The 14,865-nt window shown below is 46.2% G+C and carries 4 protein-coding genes; all 4 read left to right on the top strand.

Annotation, left to right across the window (positions count from 1 at the left end; genetic code table 11):
* Positions 1–3 precede the first annotated feature (3 nt).
* From K1Y79_RS22900 to K1Y79_RS22885, 4 genes are read left to right on the top strand one after another with little or no spacing between them, the layout of a single operon-like run.
* Positions 4–6,462, top strand: coding sequence for a non-ribosomal peptide synthetase (locus K1Y79_RS22900; RefSeq protein WP_220252526.1), 6,459 nt, complete (start codon positions 4–6; stop codon positions 6,460–6,462).
* Between the two features lie 16 nt (positions 6,463–6,478).
* Positions 6,479–7,702 (top strand): ACP S-malonyltransferase, encoded by a 1,224-nt coding sequence (locus K1Y79_RS22895; protein WP_220252525.1) that lies wholly within the window; start codon positions 6,479–6,481, stop codon positions 7,700–7,702.
* 44 nt (positions 7,703–7,746) lie between these two features.
* A complete protein-coding gene (locus K1Y79_RS22890; protein ID WP_220252524.1) occupies positions 7,747–13,185 on the top strand; it encodes a condensation domain-containing protein in 5,439 nt (1,812 codons plus the stop codon).
* Complete coding sequence (locus K1Y79_RS22885) at positions 13,182–14,864, top strand: PhpK family radical SAM P-methyltransferase (RefSeq protein ID WP_220252523.1); 1,683 nt, start codon at positions 13,182–13,184, stop codon at positions 14,862–14,864. Before K1Y79_RS22890 ends, K1Y79_RS22885 begins: the two co-directional genes overlap by 4 nt.
* The last annotated feature ends 1 nt before the right edge of the window (position 14,865 follow it).

The following is a 14,865-nucleotide window of genomic DNA, read 5'->3' as shown; positions in this document are numbered from 1 at the left end:
GTAATGACAATATCCAGCATATTAGCCAGACTTAAATCGCTGAAAATACAGCTGTCGCTTGAGGGGGATACCCTGAAGCTGGTTCCGCCTGCAGGTACGGTGATACCATCAGACCTGCTGACGGCTGTAAGAGCAACGAAACAGGATATTATTGCCTGGATAAAGTCCATGGCGTCCATCAACCGGATTGAACGGGCGGACCTTGGCGCGCTTGTCCCTTTGTCAGAGAATCAGTTGGCATTGTGGCCTGTTGTGGGAAGCGGCGATGGTATAAGCGTCTATAACATGCCGGTAGCTTATCTGCTAAAGGGAGCTTTTTCAGTGGCAGTATTGCAACAGGCTATCAATGCTGTAGTAGCGAAGCATGACAGCTTGCGTACTACGTTCGTGATCGAAGGGGACATACCCTTTCAGAAAGTTCATGCACCTGCGGCATTCAATAGTGAAATTACCGTATATGACGGAACTGCTTACGCCGAAGAACAGATCAATAGCTTGTTGGCACAACTGGCTGATGAGCCGTTTGACCTGTTTAATGGTCCGCTTTTCCGGGTGGTAATCGTACAACTGTCTGATGACAGGAATATCTATTTCCTGAATACGCATCATTTGATCAGTGATGGCTGGTCATTGGGGATTTTTACAAAGGAATTACTGGAGCGATATAATGCGCTTCTGGCAGGAAGAGATATTGTGCTTCCGGATAACGCCATACGGTATGGAGATTTTGTGTCGTGGCAACAATCAGTACTGGCTTCTCCGGACGGAATCAGGCAGCAGGCATATTGGCAGCAGCAGCTATCCGATATTACGAGCCTCTTGCCATTACCCTATGATATAATGCCTGTGGGCTTAAAAAGCTATAGTGGCAGTATAAAGGTGGCAACAGTTCCTGCTAGAGACCTTCATGATTTCAGATCGCTCTGCGCCGATATGAAGGTGAGCACTTTCATGGGGTTATTCGCCGTACTCAATACATTGTTATACAGATATACGGGAGAGGAAAGATTGGTGCTTGGCGCTCCTGCAGCAGCGCGCGTACATGCAGACTTACATGACATAATAGGGCTATTCGCTAATACATTGCCCATCAGTACCACGCTTAATGATACGGTGACTTTCCGGGAGTTACTATTGTCAGTAAAGGAAAGCATTACTGATGCGTATGATAATCAGTTTTACCCCCTTAACCGGCTGCTTGCACAATCGGACGGAAACAGTCCGCTGTTTAATGTAATGGTTGTATACCAGCAAGACCGTGACTTTTATGAACAACTTCCAATTATAGAAGGCCTGGAGGTTACAACATATCCATTGCCGGTGACTACCAGTAAGTTTGACCTGTCTTTTGTCTTTGTAGAAAAGCAGGATACCCTGGAGATCGGTATAGAGTATAATAGGAACGTATTCCTGGAAGAGACAATACACAAACTGCTGGACCATTTTGTGTCTCTGATGCGAATGCTCACAGTAAATACAGACGTTGCGATAAGTAGGGTCTCCTTCCTGGAAACGTCTGAATTGGACAGGCTGCTGTATGTATTGAATCCGGCAATTAAGAGCGCACCCGAAGCCATTAGTATCGGTTCACTTATTGATCAGCAGGCGGCTGTTACACCTGATCTGATAGCGCTTTCCTGTGACAATCAGTCAATCAGCTATCGGGAACTTGTTAGCAGGTCAACAGACTTGGCTGCGCATCTGCTCCGGAAAGGCCTGCAATGCGGAGAGCTGGTAGGTATTTATACCAGCAGATCCATTGATATGGTTGTCGGCATGTTGGGCATATTGAAGGCTGGGGGAGCATACGTCCCATTAGATCCAGAGTACCCTCAGCAGCGGAACCTGTATTATTTAGCGGATAGTCAGGCGCGCTTCCTGTTAACAGAAAAAGCATTAGCCGGCGAGCTGGATGCTTTTACGGGCAACAGGATCATACTGGAAGAGAGTGGAGGGCCTATCTCCGCAGATATGGCTATACCATGGCTGCCACAGGTAGCTGTTGAGCAGACGGCCTATATCATTTACACCTCTGGTTCAAGTGGAGTGCCTAAAGGCGTCAGCATCCGGCACGAAAACGTGTTCAATCTGTTATCCTGGGCTCGCAGGACGTTTGATACGGGTGAGCGAGAGCGTATGCTGGCTTGTACATCCATATGTTTTGATCTTTCTGTATATGAGATATTCTTTCCTCTTAGCTGTGGGCATCAGGTAGTGCTGGTAAAGAATGCACTGTCACTGCTTACCGCCGGTAGCCGACCGGAAGTTACCATAATAAACACAGTACCTTCTGCTATCCGGCATCTGCTGGCAGAAAAGGCCATACCTCCGTCGGTAAAGGTGGTGAACCTCGCGGGAGAAGAGCTGAAGCCTGAGCTGGTCAAGAGCCTCTATGAGCAATGTGGACATATTCAGCATGTATTTAATCTATATGGACCTTCAGAGACGTGCACCTATTCCACATGGCTGAAAACAGACTGGCAATCCCTGTCCATAAACATCGGTTTCCCGGTCGATAACACTCACATCTATATCATGGATAAGAACAGGCAGCTATTGCCTGAGGGAGCAATTGGTGAGATTTATATAGGAGGGTTAGGAGTTGCGGAAGGGTACCATAATCGTCCCGATATTACCCGGGAACGTTTTATTGACAATCCCTTCCATGTTGGAGGGAAAATGTATAAAACCGGAGATCTCGGCCGCTGGACAATAGATGGTCGCCTCGAATACAAAGGGCGGATAGATGAGCAGGTTAAGATACGTGGCTTCCGTATTGAATGTGGTGAGGTAGAGAATGTCATCCGGCAGCATCATGCTATAACAGGAGTTGTCGTATTAGGATACGATAGTGGGGATGGCAAGAGTCTGGCTGCTTGTTTCACTGCGGAATCTCCTGTGTCTGAATCAGACATGAAGGCATTTCTGGCCGGAAAGTTACCCGGCTTCATGGTGCCTCAGCTGTTTCAGCAACTGGAGGTATTACCGTTGACTAACAATGGTAAGGTAGATAAGAAAAAGCTCGTCGCAGGCATAGCACAACAGGAACGAGCAGGGATGGAGGTAGCAGCGAGAAACCTCCTTGATCATGAGCTGCAGGACATCTGGCGTGAGGTATTGCCCGGATCTCCAGTGGGGATCACAGATAACCTGTTCTCTGTTGGTAGCAGCATCACACTTGCAAGACTGTTGACCAGAATAAACAGGCGATTTAAGCTTGACCTCACGATGATTAGCATCTGGCAATACCCTACTATTCAGGCATTATCAGACTATATGGCTGCCAGTGCGGGTAATGTATTGCCACCTATCGTTCCTTCGGGGAGGGCAGATTACTATCCTGCTACACCTGGGCAAAAGCGCATATGGATGCAATGCGAGCTGGATGGCAGCGATATCTTTAATATTACAACTCCTTTCCTGATAAAGGGTGATCTCGACATAACACGTCTGGAAAACGCCTGGCAGAGACTCTCTGAGACGTATGAAATACTTCGTACCAATATTGATCTGATTGATGGGAAGGTGGTACAGATCATTCACCCGGGTGATACCTGGCAACCCGCCTTTGATTATACAGACCTGAGAAGTGCGGAGGATAGTACAGCCGTTTGTGCTGCTATCTTCAATGAAGTTGCCGCCAGACAGTATAATCTGAAAGAAGGTCCGCTGGCCGTAATGCATGTCTGCCAGCTGGAAGACCGTACATTCAGAATATGTCTTGTTATTCATCACGTGATTACAGATGGATGGTCTATTCACTTGCTTCTCAGATCGCTGATTACGCTATATCAGGGTGAGGCGCTACCTGTTCCTGCTTTCCAGTATAGGGACTTCTCCGTATGGTATGAGCAGATACTGTTACAGGAACAGCTTTCTACTGCCACCCGATACTGGAGAAATCAACTGCCGGATGAAATACCCGTATTGCATCTGCCAGTGCAGGCGCAGCAGCTTCCGGAGACCATGCATACTGGCAGAACAGCGCAGTTCCGATTGACAGACGCACTGATGGCTGCATGGGACAAGTACATTCAAAGTAAACAGGCGACAAGGTTCTCCGGGTTGTTGTCACTCATTGCCTTATTGCTCCATCGGTATTGTGATGCAGAACAGATGATTATTGGTACTGTTCATGCCGGAAGACCATTACAGGAGCTGGAAGATACGCCGGGCATGTTTGTTCATACATTGCCGCTGGTGGTGAATGTGGATGCACAGAAGAACTTTGCCGATCTGTTACAGGCAAACATGCAGGTTACTATGGAAGCATTTGCCTATCAGATGGCTCCATTAGATGATATTATCGAAGAAAAGTATGGATTCCGGCGTAAGGAACAGCCGCTATTCAATGTATCGGTTGTACTACAGAACTATACAGAAGCGATTACATTTCCAGGTATCAGTGAATTAGACATTACAGCAGAATGGCATGAAGTAGAGAGAAGTGAATATGATCTTTCTTTCATCTTCCAGGAAGATGAGAAAGGAGTGACTATGAACGTGGAGTATCGTACGGCCCTGTTCACGCAGGATGTTATTGCCAGAATGCATGCTCATCTGGAAAGTCTGATAAATGCGATCGTAACTAGTCCTGATAGTCCTGTTTACCAGCTGGATTATCTGTTGCAGGATGAAAAGAATTGGCTGATACATACAATAAACGATACACGTGTCGTACATCCCGAGAAAACCGTCCTTCAGCTACTGGCTGATCAGGCGGAGGCTTCAGCCGAAAGTATCGCACTCATTGAGGAAGATCATGAGATTACCTATCGTGAACTGGTTAATCTGTCAGATAGGTTGGCAGCCTATCTGAAGTATGAAGCTAATATCAAACCCGGAGAAGTGGTAGCCATTTACATGGATCGCTCCATTGCAGCAATAGTATGCATGTTTGCTATTATGAAGGCAGGAGCTGTTTATATGCCAGTTGATACTACCTATCCTGGCACCAGGGTGAAATATATGTTGAATGATGCAGCAGTTGTAGCTGTCATTGCCGATACTGCGGAGCGTATAAACGATATCTCCTTACCAGTGATCTTATACTCCGACGTCATGGAAGTCGGATTAGCAAATGTGCCAGACAAATGGCCGGTTGATGTATCCCTGGCAGATACAGCCTATATCATGTATACATCCGGTTCTACCGGCAAACCTAAGGGTATTCCTATTACACATCTTTCGCTGACAGATTATATCTGTTCTATCATCAGTTACCTGCCTTTAGATCGGACACATACGGTTCTACAGCAGGCGTCACTTGCCTTTGATACGTCAATAGAGGAGATATTTCCTGTTTTATGTGCAGGAGGGCAACTGGTAATCTGCCGGGAAGGTGGCGCTGATATTGAAGGTCTTTTGCAGCTGATACAGAAGTATAGCGTGACTTTCCTCAGCGCCGCGCCACTCGTTATCAACGAGCTGAATGATTATCCGGATAGGTTGTCTTCTCTCCGGTATATCATCAGTGCAGGGGAAGAACTGAAGCCGGCCTATATCACCAGGTTGAAGAGTATGACGATACATAACCTGTATGGTCCGACAGAAAGCACTGTGTCCGCCACCTGGCATAAAGTTGAAGATATTTCCGCTGCTGGTCTTATTGGCCGGCCGATGTATAACAGATCTATCCTGCTTCTGGACAGGCATATGCAACTAACTCCGATAGGCATAAAAGGAGAGATTTATATCGGAGGGGTAGGTCTTACAAAAGGGTACCTCAACAGGCCGGAACTAACAGCAGAGAGGTTTGTTCCTCATCCTTTTGCAGCGGGAGAAACATTATACCGCACGGGCGACATAGGAGTGTGGCAGCCGGATGGTAATCTGAAGTTTCTGGGCAGAGTCGATGATCAGGTGCAGATCAGAGGGAATCGCGTGGAGTTGGGGGAAATAGAGAAAGTGTTACTGGAGTTTGGTAGTATCTCTGAAGTCTTTGTATTCGCGCGGGAGACGGCCGACGGTGACAAATATGTAGCTGCCTATTACGTATCAGCTGCTGCAATAGATAATATCGAACTAAGGCAGCATATGCTTGCATCGCTACCGTCATATATGATACCGGCTGTATTCATTCATATGGATAGTTTTCCGCTGAATGCCAGCGGAAAACTTGACCGAAGCAGGCTGCCTGCTGCTGATATACATATTGTACGCAACCAGGGTAAAGAGGCAATACAGCCTGCCAATGAGCTGGAGGCAGCGATAGTAAAGATGTGGGAAGAAGTGCTGCATATAGATAATATCAGTACTACGGATAATTTCTTTGAGCTGGGAGGTAACTCACTTAAAGTAATAAGGCTGTTTAAACTTTTGTCAGCTGCTTATCCAGGCGTGCTATCCATTGGAGAGTTGTTTGTGTATGGTACAGTACAGCAGCTGTGTGCATTATTGTCCGAGCGGCTGAACCTGAAAGTGTCAGCGCCGACGGATGTATTTGAAGAGTTTGAACTATAAATCTATTAACAAGCGTATGAAGGATATGAACGTTAGCAGAAAAGTAGCATTGCTGTTTCCCGGAACAGGTACCCAATACGTTGGAATGGGCAGGTCATTGTGTGAAACATATCCGATAGCCGCTGCCACTTTTGAAGAAGCTGCAGATATTATCGGTTTTGATCTGCAGAAACTATGCTGGGAGGGACCACAGGCGATGCTTGACGACGTGATCTATTCTCAGCTTGCAATATTGACCTATAGTGTGGCCTGTTATAGAGTTCTGACATCTGTATTGGGCGTTAATCCAGCCTTTGGATGTGGTCATAGTGTAGGTGAATATGCAGCCTTAACCTGTGCAGGCGTTTTTGATTTGAAATCAGCGATAAAGCTTGTCCAGGTCAGAACAAGGTTATTGAAAGAAATTGGCGCTGCTACCGGCAGTTGTATGGCCGCTGTTAAGAATATTGATCTCCCGGTTTTCCGGCAGCTGGTTGCCGACTGTAGCGCTGCAGGGCATGTAGTTTATCATACCATCAATAATCATTTCAGGCAGCAGGTAGTTGCAGGTTCCCGCGAAAGTGTAGCCCGTTTCCTACAAATTGCCGGAGAGGTAGGTGCAGATACTAACTACCTGTTTACGGACTATGCTTCTCATTGCAGAATAATGGACGCAGGTGCGGAAGATATGTCAGTAGCCCTGAATGAGTGTGCCGTGCATAGCTTCGACTGGCCGGTAATCGCTACAGTGTCTGCAAGGCCGTATGAAGCTGGAGATATGGTAAAGCGTACTTTACTGAAACAGTTTATTAAAACCGTCAGGTGGAAGGAGAGTATGGAGTACCTGGTCAGCTGCGGTGTGGATCTGATGATTGAAGTCGGGCCGCAAATGGTACTTAAGAATCTGCTTCGATCTGTATCACCTGGTATCAAAAGCTACGCTATGGATGCTGAGGAGGATCTGGAAGAACTGAAGCGTAGGTACAGCAGGAGAGGTATGACAACAGCTGCATTAATAGATAGGTGTTTGGCAATTGCAGCATCAACAAAGAACAGCGTGATTGATAATAATGCTGATTTGCTGTTTGATCCGTGGTCCCAACTCACAACAATGCGCGGAAGTTACACTGATACGCCGTTAACCACTGATGCAAAGGATAATGCACTGCGACTGCTACATGACATATTGACTGCGAAGGGATTTTCAGCATCCGAATGTAAAAGGGAAATGGAGTTTCTCAATAGTCAGCCGGCATTTTAGTCTGGTTAAAGAGGCCTCTACTTTATAAATTCTTACATGAAATCATGAATAGAGATATTGCAATAATAGGAATGGGCGGAAGGTTTCCGGATGCCATCAACCTGTCTGAGTTTTATCACCATCTGTGTGCCGGAAGCGATCTGGTACGTGCGCTTTCACCTGTGCGGATAGCAGAGAGTTCGCTATCGGGAGCCACTAAGTATCAGGTAACCGGCTACATGGAAAATATCGACAGGTTCGATCATCAGTTCTTTGGTATTTCAATGCATGAAGCAATGTATATGGACCCGCATCAACGTCTAATGATGGAGGTCGCTTATGAGACAATCAGTAACGCCGGGTTTAATCCGGACCAGCTGAACGGGAAACGGGTATCCGTGTATATGGGGGATACGAATCAGCAGTACTATAAACTTGCGACTGCGTTTGATCCCACATTACTGACCGGTTGTTTCAATGCAGCAACCGCAGGAAGGGTCTCCCGGTTCTTCAACTTTACGGGTAACGCGCTCATGGTAGACGGAGCCTGTGCTTCTTCACTACTGGCCGTTTACATGGCATGTAATGACCTCCTGGCCGGAGAGTCTGAAATGTCGCTGGTAGGTGGAGCCAATATTATTCTGTTCCCTAATCAGGAAGATGATAAACAGGAAGACGTGGGACTGCTTTCTGCCGACGGAAAGTGTAAGGCGTTCGCTGCAGGAGTAGATGGTATAGGTAATGGTGAAGCGGTAGCGGCAATATTACTGAAACCTCTGGATAAGGCTATTGCTGACAAAGATCATATATACGCTGTGATTAAGAGTGCCGCGGCTAATCAGGATGCGCAACGGTCTACATCATTGACTGCTCCCAGTAGTCTCGCACAGACGGAACTGATTTTGTCAGCATGGGAGAAAGCAGGCATAGACCCCGAAACTATCGGATATATCGAAGCGCATGGTACAGGTACTGCACTGGGAGACCCGATAGAAGTAGAGGCTATTACCAAAGCGTTTGCCGTCCATACCCGGAAGAACAATATCTGTGCAATATCTTCAGTAAAGACCAACGTCGGACATACAGATGCCGCCGCAGGAATAGTTGGATTGATAAAAGCAGTGTTATCTGTTTACTCCGGACAGTTATTCCCGTCACTGCACTTTAACGCTCCTAATCAATATATTAATTTTCCTGCTGCTCCGATATATGTGAATACAAAACTCCGGTATTGGGACACACCTACTGGCACACCCAGGAGAGCTGGCGTTAGTTCATTTGGCTTCATAGGTACAAACTGCCACATGGTACTGGAGCAGTTCATAGCTGCTGATACCTCCACATTGCCACCAATGCCAGTGTTATTACCGATATCGTCAATGACTGCAAAAGGACTTAATAGAAACCTGCAGTTATTATTACAACAGCTGCTTGTCACAGACGCGCCTAATTTAAGTGACATAGCCTATACGCTCGGGCATGGTAGAAAACATTATGCTCATAGAACGGCTATTCTTACGGATAGTGCAGATGACCTCCTGATGCAGCTGGAAATCATGCAGGAGCAGTCATCCTATACGTTTGACGGAGAAGTAGTATACTGGTATGTATTCTCGGATGACTATCAGATAGATACCGATGTCATAGCGTTATATGCTACCGCTTTCCCGGCATTTCAGGAAGCACTACATACGTGCCGCTCGATTACTGGATATAGTGTTCAGCATCCTACAGTCAACAGTTTTGTATTTCAGTACTGCCTGTACAAACTATTGGAAAGGGCGGGCATAGCCTCCCGCAAGATTATGGGATTCGGAACAGGTAAGATCACTACAGATTGCATATCCGGTAAGATTAGCCTGGAGGTTGCTTTGGAAAGACTGAACCGCTATGTACCGGACAGTACAGATCTGGCAGCATCACTTAGGAAGTTTGCATCCACAAAATTTACTGACGATACATTTGTTATTGAGTTAGGTCCTGAAGGCCGTATTTCAAGAACATTACGGACGGTTTCCCCAGCAGAAGGTCACTCACGGATATTAACCCTTGATAGTTCCTCAACTATTACCTCGTTCCTGGCAGTAGTGCGTCATTGCTACCTTGCTGGGCTTACGCCTGACTGGTCGGCTTTTTACACCTCTGGAGCAAGAAAGATTCCCTTGCCCGGATATAGCTTTGAGCCGGTTCGCTGCTGGCTGGAGAACAAGAATACCCGCAATCTGCAGCAACACTTGTATGAACTGAGCTGGCGACCCGCAGAGACAAGAAGCATATTCCCGCAGCCAACAGCAGGCTGTGTGCTTGTTTTTAATGATACGACTGGGATTGGGAATGCACTAGTTGCCGCATTAAAAGCAGAAGGAAGAAATTACCTGCTCATTGATAATGGGGACCGCTTTTCCATAGAAAGTGAACAGCATATAACTATCCGGTTTAACGAGCCCGAAGATTATGACAGGCTTATGTCTGAGGTTGCATTACGGGATATCAGCCTCAGTACAGTATATCATCTGGGAGCCTGCGCAATCGCCGGACAGCCGGATACAGAAATATTGCTTGCATCAGGGCTATATGCACATTTTCATTTTGCCCGGGCATTCTCAGACATCCTTCATAAAACCAGTATACAGTTTATTACTGTGACGGTGAATGGCAGGTGCATTCTGCCGGAAGATAAAGAACGTATTGTTCCTGAGTATGCCGCAATACACGGTTTCACCATATACTTACCGCAGGAGTATCCCTTGTGCAGAGTAAGATGTATCGATCTGCACAGCGAAGAGCTGTCTAATCTTCACAGTGTTGCTATTGACCTGCTGGAGGAGATGTTTGTTGATGACAATTATCAGATGGCAGGTTGGCGCAACGGACAAAGATTCACGCCATTGATTCAACAAGCGCCTCGTGTCTCTCCGCAACAGCCACAGGCACCTGTGCTCATACAAAGAGATGAGTTGTATTGGGTTACTGGCGGAAGTAGCGGTGTTGGCCTTGAACTGGTATGCTGGTTAGCGATGAGGTGCCCGGTTAATATACTTATTACTGGTCGTAAAGAGCTGCCTGACAGAATCCACTGGCAGATGGTCGCCGCTGACAAATCCGCCCCTCATCATGAAGTAATCAGTAAATGGTTAGAGCTGGAGAAAAGCGGTTCGCGCATCCTGTACCAGGCCGCAGATCTTGCTTCCGAAGGAGCGACAGCTGCTGCAGCTGATACTGCCAGACAGTTTTTCGGTAAGGCATTTTCAGGCATCTTTCATGCCGCCGGACTGCCCGGCACTATGCGCATAAGGCATCATAATGCGGATACATTCAAAGAGACGTTATACCCTAAAGTACAGGGTACTAATCATATATTAACGGCGGCGGGTACAAAGCTGCAATTCTTATTCCTGTTTTCTTCAGACAACGCCCTGCTGCCAGCGGCCCGCATGTCAAACTACGGAGCTGCCAACCTGTATATGGATGCATTAGCGCACAAACTGAATAGCAATTCGCTACGCGTTGTATCTGTGAACTGGCCGTCCTGGAGAGAGACAGGTATGTGGAATCGCTTCTATACGCATAACAAGCCATCTGCGGCTGAACTTGCGCAGTCAATTCTGACTGCAGACGGACTCTCGCTGATGGAACTGGCATTGATGGGCGATAAGGCGAATTATATAGTGTCTAATGTAAGCCCTGCCACAATAGGCCGCAATCCTTACTTTATTATTGAAGAACAACTGGAGGGGCCACAGACGGTGCAGGAAGATACATCAGAAGAACCTGTTGCAGAGATCAATTTGCCGGTTATCAATGCACAGTGGACACCTATGCAGAATGCGGTAGCCGCCGTATGGAAGAGTATCCTGAAGCTTGAGCATGTAGATCTCGATATTAACTTCCTCAGCGCAGGCGGTCACTCTCTATTAGGATTACGTATGCTAAACCGGCTTGAAAAGATGACAGGAGTGGAGCTTGAATTTAAGGATCTCATGAGACATCCGACTATTCTTGAATTTGCAGGCTTCCTTGATGAAAGAAGCGGTAACGGAGCAGTAAGCGCTACTCTTACCATCCCACCAGCACCACTACAGGAGTACTATGCAATGTCTGCCGCACAGCAGCGGCTCTGGATAGTATGTCAGCTGGAACAGAATGCTATTGCCTACAACATGCCCGGCACCTTCCTGTTAAAAGGAACATTGGATGTACATGTACTTCAGTCAGCATTCCTGCAGATTATAGATAGGCATGAGTCCTTGCGCACAGCATTTATAGTCAATGACGATATCCCTGTTCAAAAGATCCTTCCTAGCCGTGACGTCAGCTTTAAACTTGAGTTTCAAGATTGGCGTAATCTGGAGCATAAGACAGTGAAATTGGACGAGTGGATCACCAGAATGGCAGAGACACCTTTTGACCTTACTTCGGGATGCCTCATAAGGGCAGGTGCTGTACAGCTGGACCAAGAGGAATTTGTCATATGCTACGTCCTTCACCACATTGTGACCGATGGCTGGTCTATGGGCCTTTTTATACAGGAACTACTCCAGCTGTACACCGCTACGGCAAAAGGCGCAACTCATACATTGCCTCCTATCCGGGTACAGTATAAGGATTTTTCAGTCTGGCAGAACGCCCGTTTTGAAGGCGAGGCAGTCCGCAAGCAAAGAGATTATTGGCTCGGACAGTTCAATCTGCCGGTTACACCCCTTCAGCTACCGCTGGATAACCCACGTGGTAACGTGCAGACCTTCTCTGGCGATAGCTATTGCTATGAAGCCGGCGTAACGCTTACAGCGCAGTTAAGAGCCTTTTCGGCAGCTCATGGAACAACTATATTCAATGTGCTATTTAGTGTTTACGCCATATTGATGTCAAAACTCAGTGGACAGGATGATATAGTAGTAGGAACTGTAACTTCCGGTAGAGTGCATGAGGAGCTTGAGGAGTCCATTGGCATGTTTGTAAATACACTTGCAATTCGTACTGCTCCTTCACGTCACAAAAAGATAGATGATTTTATCCGGGAAGTGACTTCATCCATGGCAGGCGCACTTGAGAACCAGGAATATCAGTTCGATAAACTGGTCGCAGAATTAGGTGTCCAGCGTGATGGAAGAAATCCACTGTTTGATGTGCTATTTGAAATGTACAACTTCGACGATGAAGTAGCCGCGCCTACAGAATTTGCGATCAGTCCATATAAGCGTCAACACCGCTCTGTGGTTTTCGACCTTATCCTTACGGTCGAAGAAATAAATGGTAACCTCTGTTTTGATTTTCAATATAACAATGCATTGTTTTTCGAGCAGACTATTGTGCGTTTTTCCATGTTTTATCAGCATCTGCTTACCCAATTGTGTTCAGGTAGTGTAACATTGATTGATGATATGTCCATGGTACGACTCAATAATGGACCGGCAGAACTGCTAGACTCAGAAACAACCACCAATACTGTCGATAACGGCAGCCCCTTAGTATCAGGACTCCAATTTAACTTTTCTGACATATGAATAACATGATTGACTGTTTTCTTGTAGGTCATAACGAAATGCCTTTTTCCGGTTATGAAAGTAATCTCCGCAAGATGGGGACAGATTCCGGTGCTTACCGTGATCTAAGTAAAAGCATTCTTACTATCAACAAAAAGATATTGCCCATCTCTGATGTTATTAATATCGTAGGAGCGTCTACCCCCGGACATACAACTTTCCGGCCATTCAATATGCTGGAAACCCACAGTAATGCGATAGGCTATCTCGGCACCTATCTACACCGGCGAGGCTTCACGTTTGATTATGTCAATTCATTCCAGGATGAAAAGGAATATTTCGGAGATCTGCTTAAGGCCGGACGTATACGTACCGTGGCTATCATCACGACACTGTACGTCTCTGTCTTCCCGATCCTGGAGATAATGGAATTTGTCAGAAAATACAGTAATAAGGTAAAAGTGATTGTTGGTGGTCCGTTTATTTCAACCCAGATCAGGACGCAGGACAGCACTTTTGTGAATTATCTCTTCAGAAGTATTGGTGCTGACTTTTACGTGAACAGTTCTCAAGGGGAACTGACGCTCGTGAATATCCTGAACACGCTGCGGGAGAATGGCTCGCCAGCAAATTTGTATAATACTTATTATAAGAGCGGCACTGAATACCTTCCCACTCCTGAATTGAAGGAAGATAACAAGCTTGTTGACAATACCGTCAACTGGGACCTTTTTGCTCACAGAGTACATGAACATGTTGCAGTAAGAACCGCCATTTCATGTCCGTACAAATGTTCATTCTGCGGGTTCCCAGCGCATGCCGGCGACTACCAGACTACAGATGTTGCTCCTATTATTGAAGAACTGAAGCTCCTCTCTAAAATTCCCACCCTCAAAAGTGTTCATTTCGTGGATGACACTTTCAATATACCTAAAGAACGTTTTAAAACGCTGCTGCGTGAGAAGATCCGCCACGGTTTCGACTTCAAATGGCACTCCTATTACCGGTGTCAGTTTGCAGATGATGAAACCATGAAGCTCATGAAGGAGAGTGGCTGCGAAGGCGTTTTTCTCGGTATTGAATCAGGAAGTAACCGTATCCTGAAGAACATGGACAAAGCTGCTACCGCAGAACACTACCGCAGAGGTATCGAACTGTTGAAGAAATACGAGATCGCTACTTTTGGTTCGTTCATTATCGGGTTTCCAGGTGAAACAGAAGAGACAGTGCGCGAAACGGTAGATTTCATAGAAGAGACAGAAATGGACTTCTATCGAACGCAACAGTGGTATTTTGAGCCTATTACTCCCATCTGGAAACAGAAAGATAAATACAAGATTAAAGGTGAAAGCTTTGAATGGAGTCATGAAACTATGGATGCAAAGACTGCCTGTGACATTGTAGATCAGAATTTTCTTTCCATTAAGAACTCACTCTGGCTACCCCAATACAATTTTGACTTCGATAATCTACTCCACCTGTTACATAGAGGTAAAACATTGCCCCAGCTGAAACAGTTCATTGCTGCATTTAATGAAGGCGTACGTGACAAACTTCTTCACCCACACAAAGAAGAAGCAGACGTCAGCGTACTGAAAAAGATGAAAGAGGCATGGGCAGGTGAAACAGAAACCACTGAGATGATGCCTTTACAGGAAGCTACTGCTGATGCCCAGTTAAATGATATGTTTAAATTCTGAT

The organism is Chitinophaga rhizophila (assembly GCF_019492185.1).
In the GTDB taxonomy this organism is placed as follows: Bacteria; Bacteroidota; Bacteroidia; order Chitinophagales; family Chitinophagaceae; genus Chitinophaga; species Chitinophaga rhizophila.
The sequence above is the reverse complement of the archived record's forward strand: the minus strand, read 5'-3'. Positions and strand labels throughout refer to the sequence as shown.

What these genes read in the sequence shown, in the direction of transcription:
- K1Y79_RS22900 (WP_220252526.1), top strand. Translation starts at nt 4, where the DNA reads ATGACAATATCCAGCATATTAGCCAGACTTAAATCGCTGAAAATACAG.
- K1Y79_RS22895 (WP_220252525.1), top strand. Translation starts at nt 6,479, where the DNA reads ATGAAGGATATGAACGTTAGCAGAAAAGTAGCATTGCTGTTTCCCGGA.
- K1Y79_RS22890 (WP_220252524.1), top strand. Translation starts at nt 7,747, where the DNA reads ATGAATAGAGATATTGCAATAATAGGAATGGGCGGAAGGTTTCCGGAT.
- K1Y79_RS22885 (WP_220252523.1), top strand. Translation starts at nt 13,182, where the DNA reads ATGAATAACATGATTGACTGTTTTCTTGTAGGTCATAACGAAATGCCT.